The organism is Pseudomonas sp. P1_F1_2 (assembly GCF_056405815.1).
Genome location: NZ_JBFUBK010000009.1, coordinates 1 through 23,033, shown reverse-complemented (window position 1 = coordinate 23,033; position 23,033 = coordinate 1). Strand labels below are relative to the sequence as shown.

At 59.4% G+C, this 23,033-nt stretch carries 19 protein-coding genes; 7 read left to right on the top strand and 12 right to left on the bottom strand.

The window, feature by feature from the left end; translation table 11 throughout:
- Positions 1-56 precede the first annotated feature (56 nt).
- The gene (locus tag AC1D2P_RS04425) at positions 57-1,499 is read left to right on the top strand and encodes a TolC family outer membrane protein (protein WP_046028358.1); all 1,443 of its coding nucleotides are present in this window, start codon (positions 57-59) and stop codon (positions 1,497-1,499) included.
- A 36-nt stretch (positions 1,500-1,535) separates the two neighbouring features.
- Here the strand turns inward: AC1D2P_RS04425 and waaA are convergent, their stop codons facing one another.
- Together waaA and AC1D2P_RS04415 are read right to left on the bottom strand one after the other, a co-directional pair.
- Positions 1,536-2,813 (bottom strand): lipid IV(A) 3-deoxy-D-manno-octulosonic acid transferase, encoded by a 1,278-nt coding sequence (waaA, locus tag AC1D2P_RS04420; RefSeq protein ID WP_109785425.1) that lies wholly within the window; start codon positions 2,811-2,813, stop codon positions 1,536-1,538.
- An 11-nt stretch (positions 2,814-2,824) separates the two neighbouring features.
- Positions 2,825-3,721: a LysR family transcriptional regulator gene (locus AC1D2P_RS04415; protein WP_046028353.1), complete on the bottom strand. Its 897-nt coding sequence runs from the start codon at positions 3,719-3,721 to the stop codon at positions 2,825-2,827.
- Positions 3,722-3,824: 103 nt separating this feature from the next.
- On the opposite strand from AC1D2P_RS04415, the gene AC1D2P_RS04410 reads away from it, so the two are divergent.
- From AC1D2P_RS04410 to AC1D2P_RS04395, 4 genes are all read left to right on the top strand, one after another.
- Complete coding sequence (locus AC1D2P_RS04410) at positions 3,825-4,157, top strand: DMT family transporter (protein WP_008027887.1); 333 nt, start codon at positions 3,825-3,827, stop codon at positions 4,155-4,157.
- A gap of 171 nt (positions 4,158-4,328) precedes the next feature.
- Positions 4,329-5,504 carry an NAD(P)/FAD-dependent oxidoreductase gene (locus AC1D2P_RS04405; RefSeq protein WP_477758525.1) on the top strand — a complete coding sequence of 392 codons (1,176 nt, stop codon included), beginning with the start codon at positions 4,329-4,331 and terminating at the stop codon, positions 5,502-5,504.
- Positions 5,501-6,313, top strand: a complete 813-nt coding sequence (locus AC1D2P_RS04400) for an aldo/keto reductase (RefSeq protein WP_109785423.1) — start codon at positions 5,501-5,503, stop codon at positions 6,311-6,313. Before AC1D2P_RS04405 ends, AC1D2P_RS04400 begins: the two co-directional genes overlap by 4 nt.
- Positions 6,314-6,346: 33 nt before the next feature.
- A complete protein-coding gene (locus AC1D2P_RS04395; protein ID WP_077432358.1) occupies positions 6,347-7,315 on the top strand; it encodes a metal ABC transporter ATPase in 969 nt (322 codons plus the stop codon).
- Positions 7,316-7,352: 37 nt separating this feature from the next.
- Here AC1D2P_RS04395 and hldE read toward each other — a convergent pair whose 3' ends face one another.
- Entirely contained in the window at positions 7,353-8,774 is a 1,422-nt protein-coding gene (hldE, locus tag AC1D2P_RS04390; protein WP_046028345.1) for a bifunctional D-glycero-beta-D-manno-heptose-7-phosphate kinase/D-glycero-beta-D-manno-heptose 1-phosphate adenylyltransferase HldE, read from the bottom strand.
- 296 nt (positions 8,775-9,070) lie between these two features.
- Complete coding sequence (msbA, locus tag AC1D2P_RS04385; RefSeq protein ID WP_109785422.1) at positions 9,071-10,873, bottom strand: lipid A export permease/ATP-binding protein MsbA; 1,803 nt, start codon at positions 10,871-10,873, stop codon at positions 9,071-9,073.
- Between the two features lie 156 nt (positions 10,874-11,029).
- Here msbA and AC1D2P_RS04380 point away from each other — a divergent pair, with 156 nt between their 5' ends.
- Together AC1D2P_RS04380 and AC1D2P_RS04375 are read left to right on the top strand one after the other, a co-directional pair.
- Positions 11,030-12,892 carry a bifunctional O-antigen ligase/aminoglycoside phosphotransferase family protein gene (locus AC1D2P_RS04380; RefSeq protein ID WP_109785421.1) on the top strand — a complete coding sequence of 621 codons (1,863 nt, stop codon included), beginning with the start codon at positions 11,030-11,032 and terminating at the stop codon, positions 12,890-12,892.
- Complete coding sequence (locus AC1D2P_RS04375; protein WP_477811319.1) at positions 12,892-14,199, top strand: acyltransferase family protein; 1,308 nt, start codon at positions 12,892-12,894, stop codon at positions 14,197-14,199. The genes AC1D2P_RS04380 and AC1D2P_RS04375 overlap by 1 nt, the downstream gene beginning before the upstream one ends.
- Here the strand turns inward: AC1D2P_RS04375 and AC1D2P_RS04370 are convergent.
- The 8 genes from AC1D2P_RS04370 to AC1D2P_RS04335 form a co-directional block, all read right to left on the bottom strand.
- Positions 14,128-15,012 carry a glycosyltransferase gene (locus AC1D2P_RS04370; protein WP_109785419.1) on the bottom strand — a complete coding sequence of 295 codons (885 nt, stop codon included), beginning with the start codon at positions 15,010-15,012 and terminating at the stop codon, positions 14,128-14,130. The two genes, AC1D2P_RS04375 and AC1D2P_RS04370, sit on opposite strands and share 72 nt — an antisense overlap.
- A complete protein-coding gene (locus tag AC1D2P_RS04365; protein WP_477811318.1) occupies positions 15,009-16,163 on the bottom strand; it encodes a glycosyltransferase family 4 protein in 1,155 nt (384 codons plus the stop codon). The genes AC1D2P_RS04370 and AC1D2P_RS04365 overlap by 4 nt, the downstream gene beginning before the upstream one ends.
- Positions 16,160-17,602 (bottom strand): PIG-L deacetylase family protein, encoded by a 1,443-nt coding sequence (locus tag AC1D2P_RS04360; RefSeq protein WP_477758524.1) that lies wholly within the window; start codon positions 17,600-17,602, stop codon positions 16,160-16,162. The genes AC1D2P_RS04365 and AC1D2P_RS04360 overlap by 4 nt, the downstream gene beginning before the upstream one ends.
- A gap of 8 nt (positions 17,603-17,610) precedes the next feature.
- Positions 17,611-18,507 carry an antimicrobial resistance protein Mig-14 gene (locus tag AC1D2P_RS04355; RefSeq protein WP_046028338.1) on the bottom strand — a complete coding sequence of 299 codons (897 nt, stop codon included), beginning with the start codon at positions 18,505-18,507 and terminating at the stop codon, positions 17,611-17,613.
- The gene (locus tag AC1D2P_RS04350; protein WP_223525423.1) at positions 18,507-19,637 is read right to left on the bottom strand and encodes a glycosyltransferase; all 1,131 of its coding nucleotides are present in this window, start codon (positions 19,635-19,637) and stop codon (positions 18,507-18,509) included. Before AC1D2P_RS04350 ends, AC1D2P_RS04355 begins: the two co-directional genes overlap by 1 nt.
- The gene (locus AC1D2P_RS04345) at positions 19,621-21,378 is read right to left on the bottom strand and encodes a carbamoyltransferase family protein (protein ID WP_046028335.1); all 1,758 of its coding nucleotides are present in this window, start codon (positions 21,376-21,378) and stop codon (positions 19,621-19,623) included. Before AC1D2P_RS04345 ends, AC1D2P_RS04350 begins: the two co-directional genes overlap by 17 nt.
- Before the next feature lie 227 nt (positions 21,379-21,605).
- Entirely contained in the window at positions 21,606-22,484 is an 879-nt protein-coding gene (locus AC1D2P_RS04340) for a DUF3800 domain-containing protein (RefSeq protein ID WP_109785415.1), read from the bottom strand.
- 28 nt (positions 22,485-22,512) lie between these two features.
- Positions 22,513-22,848: a YceK/YidQ family lipoprotein gene (locus AC1D2P_RS04335; protein WP_177412224.1), complete on the bottom strand. Its 336-nt coding sequence runs from the start codon at positions 22,846-22,848 to the stop codon at positions 22,513-22,515.
- Positions 22,849-23,033 lie beyond the last annotated feature (185 nt).

Genomic DNA, 23,033 nt, shown 5'->3' with positions numbered 1-23,033 from the left:
GCGCCTCAGACTTGGCGCTCAAATTACTTATGTAATATTAATTCTAGGGAACGCCTATGCTGCGCAAACTTTCACTGGCCCTTGCCGTGTCTTGTGCGTCTTATGGAATGGCCTGGGCAGCAGAAGCGCCCTTATCGACCAGGAACGACCTGGTCAGCGTCTACCAGGAAGCGAAGAACAACAACGCCGACCTTGCGGCGGCCATCGCTCAATACGGCGCCCAGAAAGAAGTCGTGCCCCAGGCGCGTGCCGGCTTGCTGCCCAACCTCTCGGGCGGCGCCGACGTTGCCAATGTGCGCACGGCAATCGATCAGCCTTCGTCGACGGCCAACCGCAATGCACGCTCGTATCAGGCTACCCTGGCACAGCCGCTGTTTCGTGCCGATCGCTGGTTCCAGTTCCAGGCAGCCAAGGAAGTCAATGAACAGGCCGCCCTGCAACTCTCGGCCACCGAGCAAAACCTGATCCTGCAAACTGCTGAAAACTACTTCAATGTGTTGCGCACACAGGACAACCTGGCGTCGACCAAGGCAGAAGAAGCGGCGTTCAAACGCCAACTCGACCAGTCCAACGAGCGTTTTGACGTTGGCCTGTCGGACAAAACCGACGTGCTGAACTCACAAGCCAGCTACGACACTGCACGCGCCAACCGAATCGTTGCACAGCGTCAGGTGGATGACGCGTTTGAAGCGCTGGTCACCCTGACCAACCGTCAGTACAACTCGATCTGGGGCATCAGCCATAAACTGCCGATCCTGCCGCCGGTACCGAACGACGCCAAAGCCTGGGTCGAAACGGCGGCTCGGCAGAACCTGAATTTGCTGGCCAGCAACTACGCCGTCAGTGCCGCCGAAGAAACCCTCAAGCAGCGCAAGTCCGGTCACTTACCGACCCTCGACGCCGTGGCGAAATATGAAAAAGGCGACAACGACGCGCTGGGGTTCAGCAACCCGAACAACCTTCCCCAGGCCTACGGTGGCGACGTCGAGCAAACGACAGTGGGACTGCAACTGAGCATCCCTATCTACAGYGGCGGCCTGATCACCTCGCAAGTGCGTCAATCGTACTCACAGCTGGACCAGACCGAGCAGCAACGCGAATCCTTGCGTCGGCAAATCGTCGAAAGCACCCGCGACCTGCATCGCGCGGTGAATACTGACGTTGAGCAGGTACAGGCGCGCAAGCAGTCGATCATCTCCAACCAGAGTGCGGTGGAAGCGACCGAGATCGGTTATCAGGTGGGGACACGCAACATCGTCGACGTACTGGATGCGCAGCGCTCGCTGTACACCTCGGTGCGCGACTACAACAACACCCGCTACGACTACATCCTCGACAACCTGCGCTTGAAGCAGCAGGCCGGCACGCTGAACCCGGGGGATCTGGAAGACTTGAAACGCTTCCTCAAGGCTGACTACAACCCCGACAAGGATTTCTTGCCGCCCGACCTGGCCAAGGCCGCGGAAGAGCAACTCAAGTCACGACCGCCCACCCAGTAATACTTGCGGCGAGGGGGCATGCCCCCTCGCGACACATTAGCGGCCGATCAAACGCCCCAACCCATCCAGCAAACGCTGCAACGCGCCTTGATTGGTGCGCATCACTTTCAACCCCGCCTCTGCCATCCGCTGCGCATCGCGCGGCAACTCGAACAGCCGCTGCACCGCCAGCGCCAGACCTTCAGCATCCTCCACCTCCTGCAACGCCCCGGCATTGCGCAATTGCGCGGCGATTTCGAGGAAGTTGAACAGGTGCGGGCCACTCAGGACAGGTTTGGCCAGTGCTGCCGGCTCCAGCAGATTATGCCCGCCATTCGGCACGAGACTGCCGCCCACAAAAGCACTGTCGGCCAAGGCGTAGAGAAACAGCAACTCGCCCATGGTGTCGCCCACCAGCACCGATGTCGCCGAGGTCACCGGCTCGCCGCTGGAGCGACGCAGCGCTGTAAAGCCCTGTTGCTGACACAGGTCGAACACCGCGTTGAAACGCTCCGGGTGGCGCGGTACCAATATCAGCAAGGCATCGGGATGATTGGTCAACAGCTGACGATGAGCCGCAAGGACCACCTCGTCTTCGCCTTCATGGGTACTGGCGGCAATCCATACCGGTCGTTCCTGGGCCTGCCATTGCGTGCGTAGCTCGACGGCACGTTGCAGCAATTGCGGGTCGATGGTCAGGTCGAACTTGATCGAGCCAGTAACTTCCACGGTGTCCGGGCGGGCGCCCAACTCGCGAAAGCGCTGGGCTTCGGCCTCGGTCTGTACCGCGAACAGGCTCATCTCGGCGAGCATCGGTTGGGTCAGTTTGCTGAAACGGCCATAGCCCTTGGCTGAGCGTTCAGACAGTCGCGCATTGGCCAATGCCACGGGAATATTACGTTTGGCACATTGGTGAATGTGGTTGGGCCAGAGTTCGGTCTCCATGATCACTGCCAGCGTAGGCCGGACCCGATCAAGAAAACGCGCCGCCGCACAGGGCAAATCGTAAGGCAAATAGCAGTGCTGGATGCGCGGCTCATTGGCGAACAACGCCTGGATGCGCTCGGACCCGGTCGGGGTCATGCAAGTCACGGTAATGGGCAACTGTGGATAACGTTGCAACAGGGCGCGAATCATCGGCGCCGCGGCGATGCTTTCGCCCACCGACACCGCGTGCACCCAGATACCACCCGGCTTCATCGCTGGCAGTCCGATGGAAAAGCGCTCGCCAATGCGCTTGGCGTACGCTGGCGCCTTACGCGCTCGCAGCCACAGCCGAATTGCTACCAGTGGCAGCCCCAGATAAAACAGCGCGGTGTAGAGAGTTCTATTCATGGCGGCGGAGTTTATCGGCTTTTCTCGCCGATCGTCTGCAAGTGCACGGCAAAACGTTCCGCTAGCCAACGCGCCGCCGGGCCGAGCGGCTCATCGCGACGCCAAACCAGTTCCACCACCAGCGCCGGCGGTGTCCATTCGCTGACCAGTTCAACCATCAGGCCCTGATACGCCGGGTACTGCACCACATGCCGTGGCAACCACGCCCAACCGAGACCGCGCACCAGCCATTCGGCCATCACGTAGAAGCTGTCGGCGCGCCAGACTTGCGGACTGGCCGGTTCACTGCCGGGATAGACGCTGGACTGTGTGGACATCAACAACTGTCGATGCTGCGCCAGCGCCTGGCAATCAGCTTGAGCCTGTTTGGCGAGTGGGTGTCCGACGCCGCACACCGTGACCATCTCAACGCTGCCCAACACCCGCCGCTCAAGGGCTTCGGGGATCTGGTCGTGATAAAACAGCAAACCCAGATCGGCCCGACGCTCCACCAGTTTGCGCGCCACATCGCCTTGGGCAGCGCTGGTCAGTTGCACTTCAAGGCTGGGAAATTTTTCGGCCAGGGCTTCAAAGCTTTCGATGATCGGCTGATAGGGCATGGCCTCATCCTGGGCCACCCGCAGACGCGCCTCCTGGCCGCGCATCATGGCCAGCGCACGGCCATTGAGGCGCTCACACTGACGCAACACTTCCCGCGCCTCTTCCAACAGGGCATTGCCGGCCTCGGTGAGTTTCGGCTGACGGCCACTGCTGCGGTCGAACAGGCTGACACCCAGGTCTTCTTCCAGCAACGCAATAGAACTGCTGACCGCCGACTGCGCCCTGCGCTGAAGACGCGCCACGGCAGAAAACGAACGCTGCTCCGCTACGCTGACAAACAGTTGCAGTTGCTCAAGATTCCATTGCATAGGCCAACCCATCTTCGTGGCAGATAGGTAATGACTTTACCGCATCTCAACAGCCTCTAAAATGCCGACCATAGAAAGCAACACTTCACACGAGGATGCACCCATGACCGCTTACTACTACCTGGCCATCGCCATCTGCGCCGAAGTGATCGCGACCGTTTCGATGAAAGCCGTCAAAGGCTTCAGCACCCCACTGCCACTGATACTGGTAATCGTCGGCTACGGCATCGCCTTCTGGATGCTGACCCTGGTGGTGCGCAGCGTGCCGGTGGGCGTCGCTTACGCGGTATGGGCCGGCATGGGCATCGTGATGGTCAGCGTCGCGGCACTGTTTATCTACGGACAGAAGCTGGATGTGCCGGCGATGCTGGGGATGGCGCTGATTGTATTGGGCGTTGTGGTGATCCAGCTCTTCTCCAAGACCGCCGGCCACTGATACACCACTTTGTGTAGCAGCTGCCGAAGGCTGCGTCCGACTGCGAAGCAGTCGTAAAAACTGACCATAGACAATTCAGACAGATCGAAGGCGAGGACTTCGGCAGCTGCTACATAGCGCTTGGCATGAATCTGTATACTGCGACCTCGTCTTGAACACTGAGGTCGCCGCATGCCATCCGTTATTTCCACCGACGTTCTGATTGTCGGCGCTGGTGTCGCCGGCCTCTGGCTGAATGCGCGCCTGCGCCGCCAGGGTTTTTCGACCGTGCTGGTGGAAAGCGCCAGCCTCGGCGGCGGGCAGAGTGTGAAGTCCCAGGGCATCATCCACGGCGGCGCCAAGTACGCGTTGCATGGCGCCCTGACCGGGGCGTCGGAGGCGATTGCCGACATGCCGCGTCGCTGGCGTGAAGCGCTGGCGGGCGATGGCGAACTGGACCTGTCCGGCGTGCGCCTGTTGTCCGAAGCTCACTATCTCTGGTCCCCCGGCACGCTCGCCGGCAACCTCACCAGCTTCTTCGCCAGCAAGGCCGTGCGCGGGCGTGTCGATCAGGTCAAGGGCGATCAATTGCCACCGGCCCTGCAAGACAAACGCTTCAAGGGCAAGGTCTATCGCCTGGCCGAATTGGTGGTCGATGTGCCCAGCCTGATCCAGCGCCTGGCCGATCTGGCCGGTGATGGCCTGCTCGCCGGGCAGACCATCGAACCGCTGCTTGAAAGTGGCGTGCTGGTCGGCTTGAAGGTGGACGGCCGCGAGATTCGTGCACAACGCATCGTCCTCAGCGCCGGTGGCGGCACCGCGGCGTTGCTGGAAGCACTGGGACTGAGCCAACCCGCCATGCAGCGACGGCCGCTGCACATGATCATCGCCAAAGGCCCGGGTCTCAAACCGCTGTACGCCCATTGCCTGGGCGGCGGCACCAAACCACGCCTGACCGTGACCACTCACCCGGCGGCCGATGGTCAATGGGTCTGGTACATGGGTGGCGATATCGCCGAAGCCGAAGGCGTTGCCCGCGAACCCGCCGAGCAAATCGCCACGGCCCAGCATGAGCTCGGTCAGTTGCTGCCATGGATCGACCTGAGCACAGCGCAATGGGCCACCTTGCGCGTGGACCGCGCCGAGCCGCTGCAATCGGGGCTCATTCGTCCCGACAATGCGTTTGTCGCCGAACAAGGTCGGCTGCTGGTGGGCTGGCCAACCAAACTGGCGTTGGCGCCAGACTTCGCCGACCGGGTCATCGCCAGCCTGACGCGTGACGGCATCCAGCCAAGCCAGACCGCCCCGCTGCCGCCACTGCCAAAGCCGCCGATGGGCGTGCCGGCCTGGGAGCAACTGCTGCCATGAGCCAACCGACCCTGCACGACCTGCATCGCCCACTGGGCAGCACCGGCCTGCTGGTTTCGCCACTGGGCCTGGGCACCGTCAAACTCGGCCGCGACCAAGGCGTGAAGTACCCCAACGGCTTCCAGATCCCCGACGATGACGATGCACGCAGCCTGCTCAAGCTCGCCCGTGACATGGGCATCAACCTGATCGACACCGCCCCGGCCTATGGCCGCAGCGAAGAACGCCTTGGCCCGCTGTTGCGCGGCCAGCGTCAAGACTGGGTGATTGTCAGCAAGGTCGGCGAAGAGTTTTGTGATGGCCAGTCGAGCCATGATTTCAGCGCTGCCCACACTCGGCTGTCCGTAGAGCGCAGCCTGCAACGCCTGGAAACGGACTTTATCGACCTGGTGCTGGTGCACTCAGACGGTAACGATCTGTCGATCCTCAATGACAGTGAGGTTTATGCGACCCTCGCCGTGCTGAAGGCCGAAGGTAAAATTCGCGGTTTCGGTTTTTCCGGTAAAACCGTCGCCGGTGGTTTGAAGGCTCTGGAGCAAGGTGATTGCGCCATGGTCACCTACAATCTGAACGACCAGTACGAGAAGCCCGTCATTGACTATGCTGCTGCACACGGCAAAGCCATTCTGGTCAAAAAAGCCCTCGCCAGCGGTCATGTGTGCCTGAGTCCAGGTGTGGACCCAGTGCGCGCCAGCTTCGAGTTGTTGTTTGAACATCCGGGTGTTGCCAGTGCTATCGTCGGGACCATCAATCCGCTGCACCTCGCCCACAACGTTGCGACTGTTGCCCAGGTCCTACGTAGAAACTGATGCCGCCCCACGCGGCCTTAAGCAGGAGCCGACATGCCGCGTACGCTCATAAGAAAGAACCCGAGCAACTTCAAGACCCTGCCGTTGTACGTCGAAGCGACTCCCGAAGGCTTGAGCTATCAGAGCGTCGGAATGCCGCTCAATTTCTCCCAGACCCTGCAACGTCGCCGCCCCGTGACGGTGGCCAGCACCGAGCGATTTGCCCTGGAACTGGCCAATCTCGGTGTCTCGGTGCGCCTGACCCTGCATTGGCAGAATCGCGATTATTGGGTGTTGGTGCGTCAGCGTCGGCAAGACCGTGGCGACGTGGTGCTCAAGCTGATCTCCGGGTACGTTCCGGCCCATGAGCTGAACTTGCCGCTGCACACGGCGATCCAGGAAATTGCCGAAGAGTGCCTGCTGGAAACGCCCGAAGGCTGGCTCGGCGGACGCTTCAACAACACCTGGCTGCCGGCACCCTACGCCACGGCCCTGCATTACCGCGAGGCCCTGCCGTTCAGCCTGACGCCGTTGTCCGGCTCGGCGCGGCCCGTGCGCTGCGCCAATCTTCAATTGATTGAACGGCCGCGGGCTTACGTGCATCTGCCTACAGCGTCGCTGCAATTGATCTATGACTTGCGCCTGGACGTGCCGAAAGAAGCCAAGTCCTTGAGCCTGTTTCATGTCGATGAGCGGCTGGAAGGCGATCAACTGGTGGCCCGCCTCGATCGCAAGCGCCCCGACTTGTACCTGATGCCTTTGCAGGACGGTCAGCCGATGGCCGAGTTGTATACCTTGAAAAAAGATCAGTTGTACCCGGCGAGCACTCGCGGGTTATACCTGGCAGAGAGTTTTGCCCGGCAGGAAGGCTGGCTGGTGCGCGATGAGCGAATTCGCTGGAAGGATTGGGTGCGGCAACAGGGCTTGAGCCCGCCGGGGAAAGATTCAGGTTTGGCGCGGTTGCGTGGGAAGGCAAAGCAATTACTGAGGAAAATCGTGCCGCGTAAAAAAGTCAGCCCTTGATCGTTCCCACGCTCTGCGTGGGAACGATCAAGCCGGGTCAGTTATTGCGGATCTTCTCGACAATCGCCGTGGTCGAGCTGTTTTCCACCAGCCCCAGCACTTTCACGGTCCCGCCGTAAGCGGTCACGATGTCCGCGCCGACCACCTGGTCGATCCCATAATCACCGCCCTTGACCAGCACGTCCGGCTTGACCTCGCGCAGCAGGTTTTCCGGGGTGCCTTCCGCGAAGCTGATTACCCAATCCACCGCGCCCAAACCGGCCAATACCGCCATGCGACGGTCGACGCTGTTGATCGGACGGCCCGGCCCTTTGAGACGGCTGACCGAGGCATCGTCGTTGACGGCAACGATCAGGCGATCGCCCTGGGCCCGCGCCTGTTCGAGGTAGGTCACGTGGCCAGCATGCAGAATGTCGAAGCAGCCATTGGTGAAGACGATCTTCTCTTTGTGCGCACGCGCATCATCGACCGCCAGCAAAAGCTGCTCAAGGCCCAGTACACCGCGCTCCGAACCTTCTTCACGCTGGATGGCGCGACGCAGCTCCGGGGCGCTGATCGCCGCCGTACCGAGCTTGCCGACCACGATGCCCGCCGCCAGGTTGGCCAGGGCTACCGCGTGAGGCAGTTCTTCACCCGCGGCAATGGCGGCCGCCAGGGTAGAAATCACGGTATCGCCGGCACCGGTCACGTCGAACACTTCACGGGCACGGGCCGGCAAGTGCAACGCCGGATGATCGGGGCGCAGCAAGGTCATGCCGTGTTCGCCACGGGTTACCAGCAAGGCGCCGAGGTCCAGGTCGTGCATCAGCTGCGCGCCCTTGCTCACCAGTTCGTGCTCATCGGCGCAACCGCCCACAATGGTTTCGAACTCGCTGAGGTTCGGAGTGATCAGGCTTGCGCCACGGTAGATCGAGAAATCCTTGCCCTTGGGATCCGCCAGCACCGGAATGCCACGGGCACGGGCAGCCTGGATCAGCACCTGATGGTTTTTCAGCGCGCCTTTGCCATAGTCGGACAGCACCAGCACCTTGATGCCTTCGAGCAAATCATCGACCTGCTCGCCCAGTGCCAACGCGTCGGTGGCGAAGGGTTCTTCAAAGTCGATACGCAGCAGTTGCTGGTGACGGCTCATGACCCGCAGCTTGACGATGGTCGGCTGGTGCGCAATACGCTGGAACATCGCCCGAACGCCCGCACCCTTGAGGCTATTGGCCAGGCTGTCGGCCGCTTCGTCGTCGCCGGTCACGCCGACCAGCGAGGCCGGAGCACCGAGCGCGGCAATGTTCAACGCAACGTTGGCGGCACCGCCCGGGCGGTCCTCGATTTGCTCGACCTTGACCACCGGTACGGGTGCCTCAGGGGAAATCCGTGAGGTACCACCATGCCAGTAACGGTCGAGCATGACATCGCCGACCACCAAGACAGGGGCTTGATCGAATCGCGGCATGGACAACTTCATGGAGCAACCCACATACAAAATGAACAGGGGCGCGATATTACCACAGGGTTGGCATTGGCTTGCGCGACGGCTGCAACGGGATGATTTGACGGGAGGATTTGTTCATTTATTGAGCAGAAAATACCAAGAACTGCCAAGCAGGCGCCCGCAAATTCTGTTTCTGCGGTCGATCTTGCGAATTACGGGAGGGTTTCACGCCCGGATCAAACAAAGGCAGCGCACTCGCCGGGGATTGATCGAGAGGGAAAAGTCTGGATACAAATCATCGGGCGCGTTGCGCGCCCGGTGAGCAAACGTCAGGCGATGTCTTCAGCCGGGGCGTCAAGGCCCATGGCATTCAGGCGGGCGTAGTAACCGTTGTGCGCCAGAAGCTCGGTATGGGTGCCGCGCTCGACGATCCGGCCCTGATCCATAACGAGAATCAGGTCGGCCTTTTCGATAGTTGACAGGCGGTGAGCAATCACCAGCGTGGTCCGGCCCTTCATCACTTGATCCAGCGCGGCCTGAATATGGCGCTCGGATTCGGTGTCGAGCGCCGAGGTGGCTTCGTCGAGAATCAACAACGGGGCGTTCTTCAGCAGGGCCCGTGCAATGGCCAGGCGTTGACGCTGGCCGCCGGAGAGCAGCACGCCGTTCTCACCAACCTGAGTGTCCAGGCCTTGGGGCAACTGCGCGATGAAGTCCATTGCGTACGCATCCCTCGCGGCTTTCTCGATCGCCTCACGAGGCGCTCCAGCCAGATCGCCGTAAGCAATGTTGTTGGCCACGGTGTCACTGAACAACGTCACATGCTGAGTCACCTGGGCGATGTGTTTGCGCAGGTTCAGCAGTTTGTACTGTTCCACCTCAACACCATCGATCAGGATCTCGCCCTTATCGTGGTGGTAGAAGCGCGGAATCAGGTTGGCCAGGGTCGATTTGCCGCTGCCCGAGCGCCCGACCAGTGCCACCATTTGCCCAGGCTCGACCGAGAAACTGATGTCATCGAGCACCTGGCGATCGGTGTCCGGGTAGGTGAAGCTCAGATTACGCACGTCCAGACGACCGCTGACGGCGTCGCGCTCGACGGTACCGGTATCAACTTCAGGCTCGACATCCAGCTGTTCGAAAATACTCTCGGCACCCGCCACACCTTTCTGGATGGTCGAGCTGACTTCGGACAACTGGCGGATCGGTTTAGGCAACAGGCCGGCCAGGGTGATGTAGGCAACCATGTCACCGGCCGATGCATCGCCGCGCAGGAACAGCACCAGGAACATCAACACCGCCATGGCGCTGTAAATCACCAATTGCAGCAACGGCGTGTAAATGGCGCCTGTACGTGTCATGCGCAGTTGCTTGTCGGTGTTGCCCTGACTGGCGGCAAAGAAGCGCTTCTCTTCGTAGACTTCACCACCAAAGCTGCGCACCACGCGATAACCCTGGATGGTTTCGGACGCCACGTGGGTCACGTCACCCATGGCCACCTGAATCTTCTTGCTCTGCTTGCGGAATTTCTTGCTCGCCGTACGCACCATGATGGCGATCAGCGGCAGGATGGCAATCATCACCAGCGTCAGGCGCCAGTTCATGAACAGCAGCGAGGCAAACAGGAAGATCACGGTCATGCCTTCACGGATTACGACCTTGATCGCATCTGTGGCCGCCCCGGTGACCATCGTCACGTTGAAGGTGATACGCGAAATCAGATGCCCCGAGTTATGCTTGTCGAAGTACCGGTTGGGCAAAACCAGCAGGTTGTTGAACAGTTGCACCCGCAAGTCATGGACCAGGCCGAGGGAAACCTTGGCCAGAAAGTAATTGCCCAGATAAGATCCCAACCCCTGCCACGCGGCGATCAGAATGATCAGCAGCGGCACAGCCTGCAACAATTGCAGGTCGCGCAGGTAAGGCACGGTTGGAAACAGCGCCGCCTCGGGATTGGACAGGCCATCGACAAAGTACTTGAGGATGTAGCCGAGCATTGGCTGGGTCGAAGCGAAAATCAAAAAGCCGACGATGCTGATCAGAAACAAACTGATGTACGGCCGGACATAGCCGAGCAAACGGAAGTAGATTTTCAAGCTCGATGGGCTTGCGGAGAGACTGGAGTCGGTCATATCACGCGTTTGTCGATAAAAAGGACGCAGACTTTAGCACAGCTTCTTCAGGGTTCTGGCAATCGCATAAAGGCTGTTATTGTTAGGCGTCGGATTAAGCATCAAATAGCCATCACCCCGAAATGGCCGATCAACTTCAGGATTGAATCTCCCAGCATGCAACTAAGCGGTTTCAATAGTGTGTCAAATCGAGTCTTCGATTTCATTTGCCTCTGGATTCTTCCACTCGGCTATCTCTTGCTGCTGTGCGCACTCTTCTTCCTGCCAGGTCGAAGTGTGCACCACAAACTTTTTTATGGCCTTTTCAGCATTCCAGCGCTGATCGCCCTGTGCCTGCGCCCCCGCGAACTCAACGAATTGGTCCGCGACCCGATTTTCATCGCCGTGCTGACGTTCGCAGCCTGGGCATTGCTGAGTTTGTGCTGGGGGCCGGATAAGGAAGACATCGCCGGACAATTCAAACCACCGCTGCATACCCTGCTGCTGTTCACGGGTTGCTACTTGCTGGTGCGCTATCGCAGCGAAATCATTCAACCCTTGCTGTTTGCCGCTGCATTGGTCGGACTGATCGGCACCGCCCACGATCTGTTCATGTTCGCTCGCGTATACCAGCCTGGCCTGCGTTTGATCGGTGGCGGCGCGTTCGATAACCCGCTGCTCAGCTCTCACATGTATGGCTTTTACGCCGCCTACTGGCTCAGCATCAGCATGCTCTGCAAGCGTCGCCAAATGCTCTGGCTGAGCCTCCCGGCGCTGGCAATCATGTTTGCCGCGGTGATTGCCACCGGCTCCAGGACGCCTCTGGTTGCGCTGACGATGGCGGCACTCTGGCTTAGCTTCATTTGCTGGAACCGCCGCTCGGTCGCATTGTTGGGGGTGTTGGCTGCCAGCGGAGTCACGGTTTACGTGCTGTTTTCGCGAATGATCATCGAAAGGGGCGACTCTTACCGCTTCGAAATCTGGCAGTTGGCCGTACAGAAAATTGCTGATCACCCCTGGATCGGTCATGGCTATAACGCCCAACTGTCGATCGACCCCGGCGTCGGCTACAACTTTCAGGAACCCCACAGCTTTGTCCTGGGCGTGCTCTATTACGTGGGTGTTGTTGGCCTGCTGCCGTGGTTGTTTTTCCATGCCTGGAGCCTGTTAAGCAGTTGGCGCAATCGCCTGCAGCCCCTGTTTATCATCGCTTCGACCTGGTTGATATTTGGTATTGGTGCTGGCCTGACCGAGGGCGGCGGCATTATTTCGCGGCCCAAGGAGCACTGGTTCCTGCTGTGGATTCCGCTGGCGCTAATCGTCGCGCTGAGTGTCAATCAACGCGCCAGACGCTTGCTGACGATGCCTATCAAGACGCTGACGCCGGCGGCCCGGCAACAGTTGACCGCCAATGCGCAGGTCATCGAAGAAGATGGCCTGGGCCCCAAAGTCTTGCGCCTGCTCGATGGCAGCTTCCTCAAGCTGTTTCGCGGCCGTCGCTGGTACACCTCCGGCAGTTTCAACCCCTACTCCGAACGTTTTGCCGTCAACAGCCAGCAACTGCGCAGCATGGGGATCCCGACGCCGCCAATTCTTCACCTTTATCGCCTCCCAGACGGCAGCAGTGCTGTGCATTATTCGCCACTACCGGGCAATACACTGCGTCAGGTCTTGCAAGGCATAACCGCTCCGGCGGTGCGCCAGGCGCTGGTGCAGCGTTTTGGCAAGTTCATGGCTCAATTGCACGAGCAAGGCGTCTATTTCCGCTCGTTGCATCTGGGTAATGTGCTGGTGCTTGAAGATGGCGAGTTCGGCTTGATCGATGTGGCCGACCTGCGCATTTACCCTTCTTCATTGAGCCTTCCCCTGCGTCAGCGAAACCTGCGCCATATGCAGCGCTACACGGTGGACAAGCGCTGGCTGTTCGAAGAACACTTCGAAGCCCTGCTTCAGGGCTACGCCATGACGGCCTCGAAGTCCGCTGTTGATAACCTGCACAGGCAAGTGCTGGCCGGGAATGCCCCGGCTCGAGCTCTTTGATGACTGAAACCAACCCACTCATTGCGCTGGCAGCTTATCTGCTGGCCATCGTGACCGCCGCCCTGTTGTTGCGCGCCGTTCCGAAAATCGCCCGGCACATCGAACATTCCGGTGAAAGCCGCTATGCCAGCATTGATGGGTTACGCGGTTACCTGGCGTTCGGCGTGTTCGTGCACCACGCGATCATTACCTTGATCTTCCTGCGCACGGGCGTGATTGATTTTCCGCCGAGCAATTTGTACTCGCAGCTGGGCCAGGGCAGTGTCGCGCTGTTTTTCATGATCACCGGCTTCCTGTTCTGGAACCGATTGCTCACCCAGGAGCGTCAACACGACTGGCTGGCCTTCGCGGTATCGAGGCTGTTTCGCCTTTACCCGTTGTACTTGCCGCTGATGCTGATCGTGTTTGTCTCGGTGTTCTACCTGCAAAACTGGGAACTCAAGGACTCTGGCCTCCGTTTCGCCGGCCAGGTCCTGGCCTGGCTGACCTTCGACCGGCCGGACGTCAACCAGTACTACCAAACCGGCATGATGATCTCCAACGTCACCTGGACCTTGGGCTATGAGGTGTTTTTCTATCTGGCACTGCCCCTTGCCGCCATGGTGTTCATCTACCGGGGCAGCAGGCTGCAAGTGGTGTTGTGCCTGATCGGCATTTACGCCCTGTATGAAGTGGTCGGCCTGGAGCACTCGCTGAAAAAACACTTTCTGGCGAGTTTTCTCGGCGGCATCGGCGCTGCGTACTGGATTCGTCGGCCGCAACTGGTGGCTTGGGCTCAATCGCGAATGGCGGGGATTATCGCACTGCTGGCATTGGTGATTGCCTTCACGGCATTCAACCGTGCTTTCAGCCTGAGGCCACTGCTGCTCATGTCGTTGTTCTTTGTGATTGTGGCGTCTGGGAACACCCTGTTCGGTGCGTTGAAACCGCGCAGCATCCGCTGGCTCGGCGAAATCAGCTACAGCACCTATTTGCTGCACGGCTATGTGCTGTGGGTGTTGATCCAGCGCCTGCCGCCAATGCTTGGGCTAAACGCCGGCGACCTCTGGACCTTTCTCCCACTGCTGGCCCTGTGCAGTTGCCTGCTGATCATCATCAGCAGCCTGACGTTCCTGTATATCGAGAAACCGGGCATAACGGCCGGCAGGAAAGTATTGCAGTGGCTGCGCCAAGGCAAAGAGGCCAAGAAGAGCCTGACAGAGAAGATCGCCAGCTGCTACGTAGGGCGCGCTGGATCAGTCTTTTTCCAGTGGCGAGAAATACAGTCGCCCCAGACCACGCCAGGTCTTCTTGTTCCAGGCCTTTAACGGGATCTGCGCCAGCAGTTCGCGGGCCAGTTTGCGATCACGGTTGGCGGTCTTGAGGAACATCGAGCTGAGAAACCTGTAGCGAACCTCGTCATACAGCGGGTGATCGCTGAACAGCGCGTAGGTACGCAAGATGCTGTCGATCATGAAGCGATGGTTCTTGTAGGAATTGGTGGCGTGCTTGCGATAGCGCGCCATCAGCACATTCAGACCATCGATAAAGTAACCGGCGTGGGTCACCTTCAGTTCGATCAGCAGGTCTTCCAGGCGAATGGTCGGATCGAACCCGCCCACCTTGTCCAGCGCTTCCCGGCGGATCATCAGGGTCGGGGCAGGTGGATAAGGTTTGCGCTCCAGAAACATGTCATCGAAGTCCAGGCGACGGAACGGCACGTCACGGCGCTGACGCTTCTCCGGGTACAGATTGCCGTCGGCGTCGATCAGCTCGATATTGCCGGCGCAGATGCCGACCTCGGGCTTGCCCTCCATGTGCGCGACCTGGGTGGCGATGCGTTCCGGCAGCATGATGTCGTCGGAACCAAACGGCACGATCAGACTGCCGCCGGAGCGAGCAATGGCGCCGTTGAGCGTGTTGGTCAGCCCCTGATTCTCCTGAACCCGAAAATCGAATCCATATTGCGCCTGCAACACCTTGATGCGTTCGACGCTGTCGTCTTTGGAACCGTCGTCGACCACCAGCAATTCGATGTTCTTATAGGTCTGGTTGAGGACGCTGAGAATGCTTTCCTCGATGTAGCGAGCGTGGTTGTACGACGCGATGATGACCGTGACGAGAGGTTGCGCGGCGCTCATGGTTGTTCCTTGCGGGCCTGTTCCAGGCCGGATTCGATCAGGTTCAGGTATTCCTGACGGAACACCTCGATGTCATGTTGTTCCTGGAGATAACGGTAGGCCTGCTCGCCCTTGGCCTTGAGCTCGTCATCCGCCAGCCCGAGGTAATTGTCCAGCGCCGCGACCAGGCTTGGCACGTCCTTGGGGGTAATCGCCAACCCGCCAGCGCCTTCGATCAGCGGCAGCATGGCGGGCACGTTGGAGGCGATCACCGGAAGATGCCCGCTCATGCCTTCGAGCAGCGCCAGCCCGAGGCCTTCAGCCAGGGACGRCATGGTCCAGACGTCGAATGCGCGAATGTACTGCAAGGCAATCTCCTTGAAGCCCAGCAAGTGCGCACGCCCGTTCAGGCCCAGGCGCTCGATTTCGGCACTCAGGCGAGACTCTTCGCGGCCGGCACCAATGATCGCCAACTGAGTGTTCGGGTACTTGTCCTTAAGCGCGGCAAACGCCTGCAACAGATAAATGTGGCCCTTGACCGGCACCAGGCGCCCCAGCGCGCCAATCAGGCGAACCGACGGGTCGATGCCCAACAACTCGCGGGCACGCTCACGACTGTGCTGCAAACCTTCAGCCTGCTCGATGTCGATGGCGTTGGTGATGGCGTACGTGTTCTGGTCGGTGAAACCGCAATCGCAATCCAGCAGGTACTGTTTGACCGCCGGGGAGACACCGACAAAACGCCAGTGACGATCGATCAGGCGCTGGGTCTGGCGGCGTCGGTAAAACCGGTCGTACTCGCCAAAGCCATGGGAAATGCCGATGCACAGCGGCACTTTCAACCAGCGGTTAAGCGCCAGCATCATGTTCACAGGCTTGAAGCGGTTGCAGATCACCACGTCGAATTTTTCCGCGCGGCAAAACTTGTACAGCGTCCACATCGCCCGCAAACGCATGCCTTTGAGCGACTTGTCGGAAAACTCGAAATACACCGAACGGTCGGCTCGGCTGACGGCCTCGCCCGGCCCGGGCTTGCCCCGCAGGAACGCCGCCGTCACTTCATAGCGATCACTGGGCAGCGCCTTGACGATCTGCTCCGCGAGGTCGGCAAAATCATGGGCTTTGACGTTGTAGTCAGGCTGCAACTGCAGAACCTTTGACCGCTGGCTCATAACTCTCCCCGCTGCGAAACGTTTATTGGTGTGTGCTTGAGTATCCACAACAGCTCGTGACGCCGAACAGCCTTGCGAAAGAATTCGTTTTCGCCGTAGACCGGTGGCTTGCGCCCGGCCAGCAGCCGCTGGATCAACCGGCGCAGTCGGCGCTTGGCCGGCATTGGCGGTTGCAGGTCATGCATCATGCCCAATGCCATGGCTTTATCGCGCTGAAGTTCCTGCGACAACGGCAGGCAGCAAGGCTGCATCGGCGTGGCCGGTTCGAAGGCTGGCGGCAACGTGACGCCCTGACCGGCATCGCCCATTGGCCAACGGTCGTTGTCGTGCAGGTGATTAGCGTAGCCGAGCAGTGTCGTCGGCTGCCATTCGAGCCCTTGCAACGCCTCGAGGACGGCCTGCTGGGCGCAGATATGATCAGGGTGCGGATCGAGCGTCGGATGCGGCAGCACAATCACTTCAGGACGCGCGCGCAGCAGCAGTTCGCGTAAATCGGCCAACAAGTTGTTCCAGGTCGGCGCTCCGTCTGCATCGCCCGGCAGGGCAAACGGGTTCAACTGGCGAAACAGACGCGTATCGCTCAAATCCGCTTCCCGCGAAGCCACCGGTTGCGCCGGGGTAGCCTGCATCGCGGCCAGTTGCAGACAGAAATAACCCAACTGCACGCAATGTGCTTCAGGGACGCCTGCCCAACGCGGGACGGCGATACTGTCCCACGCACGCAAACGCCCCTTGAGGCGTGCGGCCTCGACCTTGTCCAGGCCCAGTTGTTGATAGTGCCCGGCTTCGATTTCACCGGCCGTCAGGGTGACGATCCAGGCTTCATCGGCTTGACTGTACAAACCATAGGCAGCCAGTTCGGCGTCGTCGGCGTGAGGCGCAATCACCATCACCCGTTGACGGCGGAAGTCGGGCTGCTCCAGCGCCCACAACACCGGCTCGCCGAGCAAGCGGCAGTGGCGCCCACGCAGGCGCAATTCACCGCGCGACAGCGCTTGCGCCTGACCGCTGAGGTTCAGGTAACGCAGGCCGTTTACGCCGCGTTCAAAGGTTTGGCGATCCGGGTTGTCACCGCCMGACAGTTCCACCACCGGGTCAAAAAAGCGCCCCAACCAGCTGCTTTTAATCCGCAGCGCCAACACCAGCGTGGCATCGTCGACCAGCATGACGCCTTCATCCAGGCGCAAACGTTCCCCCTCCAAGTGAACCTTGGGTTGCGGGGTATACGCCGGGAAGCTGTATTGGTAATCGTCCTTGGGGGAGTAAAACAAGTGATCGGCAAACCATGCTTCGTGGGCAATCCAGCCCAGGACGGCGAGCACCAGCGGCAACCACCAGGCCACCAGCACGCCGATGGCTATCAACAGCATCAGCGCGATCAGCAGGCTAATGCGTTTGTTGCGCCGATGGCGCTTGAGCAGTTGCTGTTTGCGGCTCATGGGTTCACTCACACGGTAAAAACCGGTACAGGGTTGCACCAGCGGTCCTTGTACTCGCGGTCAGCGCGGCCGAAGGAAAACCGCAATGGCTTATCCAGGGCCCGCGCGTGTTCCCAAGCGCTTTGCGTGTTGATAAAACTCAGCACGCTGCCGGGGCTGAACTCGCGGGTCTCGGGATCGACGCCACCGTTGATGTATTCGACGCTGATCCACTCGGGCGACTCGACGCGATACACCAATTGAATGGCAATCGGTGCATCGTTGAGGAAAATCACCGAACCGATCAGCAAGTCCCGCAACAGTTCGATCACCTCGCCCATACGCTCGGCACCCGTGGCCGGGAACCCCCAGCGGCGCTGGAACAGGTCGCAATAAATCGCGGCCAACTCCGAGCTGGAAAATTCGGCGACCGGTCGCACAACGCCACCGGCTTCTTCCAGCAGGCGCAATTCACGGCGCTGGTTGTAGCGGAATTTCTTCGACAGTTCTTCCGGCGTGCGCGCCATGGCCAGTTGTTCGGCTTGCAACTTGATAGCGCTGAAACGGCCCTCGCTCAGCGCCGACAAATAACGCCCGCGATGGCGCAGCGGTGCTTGAGCATCGGCGGCGGCCGGCAGGATCACCTCGGCATTGCCGAGGTCGAACAAGCCTTTTTTGCCACGGCGCTTGAGTACGTCCTTGGACAGCGCGAGGTCGCGCCCCCAGGTCGGAATGGCGGCTTTCACGTCACCGTTCTGTTCCCAGGCCAGATAGCGCACCGGAATGTCGGCCAGTTGCGCCAGGCGCTCAACCACCATGGGGTGCGTCGCGACGCTACCGCCAAATCGCTGCCAGGCCTGTGCATAAGTCGAGGCGTCGACTACCGTCCAGCCACGTTCGCGCCAGCCTTGAAATCGGTTGAGCATCAGCCCCTCGGCGCCAGTTCTGTGACGTGTGGCAAATGCCAGAAAGCATCGCGCACTGCGCGGTCGGAGAAACGCTCACGCAAGCGATCAAGCATCAACTCGGCACACTGGTGACGTTGCTGATCGTCCATCGCGGCCAGATGCTGCAGCCCTTGAGCCAGACGCTCGGCATCCCCCAACGGGAACAGGATCCCGACACCTTCAACGACTTCCTTCGCGCCACCGCAAGCGGTCGCGAGCAACGGTACGCCGGCGGCCATGGCCTCGAGCAGCACCATGCCGAACGGTTCGTGATCGGAGCTCAAGGCAAACACATCGAAGGCCCGGAAGTAGCGACGGGCATCCGGCACTTGGCCGAGGAACAGCACCCGATCGCCAATGCCCAGTTCACGGGCCAGTTCCTTGAGGTCCTGTTCCAGTCGACCGCTACCGAGAATCACCAGTTGGCTGTTGGCCGGCAACTGCGGCAATGCCAAGGCAAACCCGTGCAGCAGCGTGGTCTGGTCCTTATCCGGGTGAAGCCGTCCGACGTTGCCGACAATCCAGGCATCCGCCGACAGGCCCAAGGTTTCCCGAGCCTCGCGAACCGACACCTGGCTGGTCTGCAAGGCCGGCACATCGATGCGGTTATAGAGTGTTTGAATCCGCCCGGCCGGCCATTTCGGCAGGCAACGGCGCATGTCGTCACGCACCGCATCGGAAACACCGAGCAGGCTGAGGCGCTTGCGGAAGAGATGGGCGAAGAGTTTGCGAGAGCCGCGTTTGTAATCGTCAAACCCGTGATGCACACCGATGACCGGCAACGAAGTGCCGAGCAAGGCGATGTAGATCGGTTTGAAACGGTGGGCAATGCAGAAGCTGAAATTGCGCGAAGCGGCGATCTTGCGCAGATCGCCGATGGCGCCCAGCTTCAGGCCACGAATGGCCTTGGAGCTGTATTCCATGAACAGCACTTCATCGGAAGCACAGCCCGCGGCAACTTCGCTATCGGCGGCACCGGTCAGAAAGACCGTGGTCACTCGATAACCAGTCCCCGCGAACAGGCTGGCGTACTGCCGGGCGCAGTCCAGAAACGGGCCGTCATAGCCGTGACAGAACTGCAGCACATGGCGTTCAGCCGAGCGAGTCATAAGCGTCCGCGCCTTCTTTGACCACCAGGATGTCTTCCATGATCAGGTATTGCAGGTCAGAGCCGAAGAACATGTTCAGGGCATCGGTCGGCGAACAGATCATCGGTTCGCCACGACGGTTGAGCGAGGTGTTCAGCGACACGCCGTTGCCGGTCAGCACTTCCAGCGCCTTCATCATGTCGTAGTAGCGCGGATTGTATTCGCGCTTGAGCACCTGGGCGCGGGACGTACCGTCTTCGTGGACGACTTCCGGCACGCGGGTCTTCCACTCTTCAGCCACTTCGAAGGTGAAGGTCATGAACGGCGCCGGGTGATCGATCTTGATCATTTGCGGGGCAACGGTGTCGAGCATCGACGGGCAGAAAGGCCTCCAGCGCTCGCGGAACTTGATCTGGTGGTTGATACGGTCTGCCACGCCGACGGCGCTCGGGCAACCGATGATCGAACGACCGCCCAAGGCACGCGGACCGAACTCCATGCGCCCCTGGAACCAGGCCACCGGGTTGCCGTCGACCATGATTTTGGCGATGTTTTCCGGCATGTTGTTCAGCTTGCGCCAGACCGGTTTGCTCGGGTGACGAGCGCAGGCAGCCAGCACGTCTTCGTTGGTATACGACGGACCGAGGTAGACGTGTTCCATCTTCTCGACCGGAACGCCACGGGCGTGGGACACATACGCCGCCGCGCCGACTGCCGTGCCGGCGTCGCCGGATGCAGGCTGTACAAACAGTTCTTTGACGTCATCGCGAGCGATGATTTTCTGGTTGAGCTTGACGTTCAACGCACAGCCACCGGCATAGGCCAGTTTGCCGGTTTCCTTGAGCACGTCGCCCAGGTAGTAGTCGATCATCTGCAGCGAGATTTTTTCGAACAGCGCTTGAATGCTCGCCGCGTAGTGAATGTACGGCTCGTCGGCGATGTCACCTTCGCGCTTGGGACCCAGCCACTCGATCAGCTTCGGCGAGAAGTAGTAACCCTTGCCCTTCTCTTTGTAACGACGCAGGCCGATCACGTTGGCGTAGTCGGTGTTGATCACCAACTCGCCGTTTTCGAACGAGGCCAGGCGCGAGAAATCATATTTGCTGGCGTCGCCGTACGGCGCCATGCCCATGACTTTGAACTCGCCATCGAGCATATCGAAACCAAGGAACTCGGTGATCGCGCCGTACAGGCCGCCGAGGGAGTCTGGATCGAAGAATTCCTTGATCTTGTGGATCTTGCCGTTTTCGCCGTAACCGAAGAAGGTCGTGGCGTACTCGCCCTTGCCGTCGATCCCAAGGATCGCGGTTTTCTCTTTGAAACCGGAGCAGTGGTAGGCACTGGAGGCGTGAGCCAAGTGGTGTTCGACGGGTTCGATCTTGATTTTCTTCGGATCGAAGCCCAGTTGCTCAAGGCACCAGACGATCTTGTTGCGATAGCGCTTGTAGCGGCGGTTGCCCATCAGGATCGCGTCAAGTGCGCGGTCCGGGGCGTACCAGTAACGCTTGGCGTACTGCCAGCGAGCCTTGCCGAACAGGCTGATCGGGGCGAATGGAATCGCAACCACGTCAACGTCGGACGGCTTGATGCCCGCCTGCTCCAGGCAGAACTTTGCCGATTCGTAGGGCATGCGGTTCTTTGCATGTTTATCGCGCACAAAGCGCTCTTCTTCAGCCGCCGCGACCAGCTTGCCGTCGATGTACAAGGCTGCGGAAGGATCATGGCTAAGGGCGCCGGACAGGCCAAGAATCGTCAATGCCACAGGGGTCTAGCCTCTTTAGTCTGCATGCAGGCGACAAGCGCCTCAAAAATTAATGTGCCCTCGCAAGCGGCGAGAGACAGCTAAAGGGCGGGATTATAGCTTAAAAGCGACTGCAAACCTCTAGCGCGAAACGGCAGGCTCGCGCGTTGACAGCCGAAAGTCGTCGCCATAGACTCCTGTGCAAATGGACTGGGGGATCCCGGTCGGCGTTGCGGCCTCGGTGAGTTTCACCGGGGCTTTTCGCTTTCTGATGACGGAAAAATTTTCAAACCCCAATTTTCGAAACCTTCTCCCACATTATTACGACCACCACTGCAGTAGAACTTACGCTTTAGCACATCAAAGGCACGATTTTCTTGCCCTGACCGCAAAACGCTCATACCGATGGGTCTTGCAACAAGATCCGCCAGCTGCAGCCCCGTGGAATTCACTTGTTTAGTTGCAAAGACGATGTCGAACGGAAGCTGAATTCCCAGTCGATTTGCGCGATCACACATGCGACGAAACTCCAACTCAAGCTCGTTATCCTCCTTTTTCCCTCTTCGTTCGAAAATCACATGAGTCAACGCATTGTGATGATTCTTTTCCTGTAAAAACTCATAAAGCGTTTCCAGGCAAAAACCGAGGGCGACGTGATAGGGATTGTGCACAGCCCCCTGCTTTTCGCGAAGAGCGGCCTTGTCGATCACACAACTGATCAAAACGAAATTGCTTGCTTCGATAATGCCCGTCAGCTCATCAAGAAAGGCATGTTTGTGTTGCCTGGACATGAACAGGCTAGAGAATGCGCCCTTCTCTTTTCTAATTTCCAGCTCATGCAGACCAATCAGGTCGTGCCCCATATGATTAAATTTAAACTTCTGAAGGGCAGGTATAACTTTCTCGCAATAGTGTCTTTTATGGAAAACACAAAAAGCGAGCACAAACATTGGATAGTTTGCATCTAGCTTCTGCATCCCATGATCGCCGCTCTCATCGACATAAATTATGAAATCGCTGTATTTCCCAACAGGCGGCAAGCGCTTTTTCGCCTCTACATTTGCGTCGGCTTCAGTTTCGCTTTCAAAAAGAAAAAACTGCTGAGAGGGCAAGTCAGGGGTCGACATGAAGCTATACACCGGATTACAAAAAGAACTACCCGCGGCCTGCGCGCCAGTAAATGCTGAGATTGCCATCGACCGTCTGACGATATACCGTATAAGGCAAGCAAACCGTGTCCAGGACACCTGACAAGGTTAAATCCAGGAGCACGAACGGTACCAGGAAGCCAGTGGGGTCAGGCGGAGCATTCAATACGCAAAAATCGTAGGCGAGGCCGCTGTAAACCCGGGGAATGGACTGACAGTAGGTTTTTTGTTTTCTGAGACCGCGAGCCGCGTCTTCATCGTCCTGGAATACCGTCATAGCGGTCCCGCAGCCGGTTAGCGCAAGTGAAACAGCACCGAACATAACAGCCATTTTTATCGTCAAAGCTTGCCCTCCGTGAACGTCAGGCAAACTAGCATCGTGGCTATTCAGGGCACAGTTCATGGGGGCTGTAGATCATGTAGGACGATTCATAAAAACTTGTCCCCTAATCTTCAGTGGCAGGTCGGACCTCATCGTCCGAATGCCACCCGGAGCCAGCTTGCTCCGGGTGGCATTCCGACGATGGC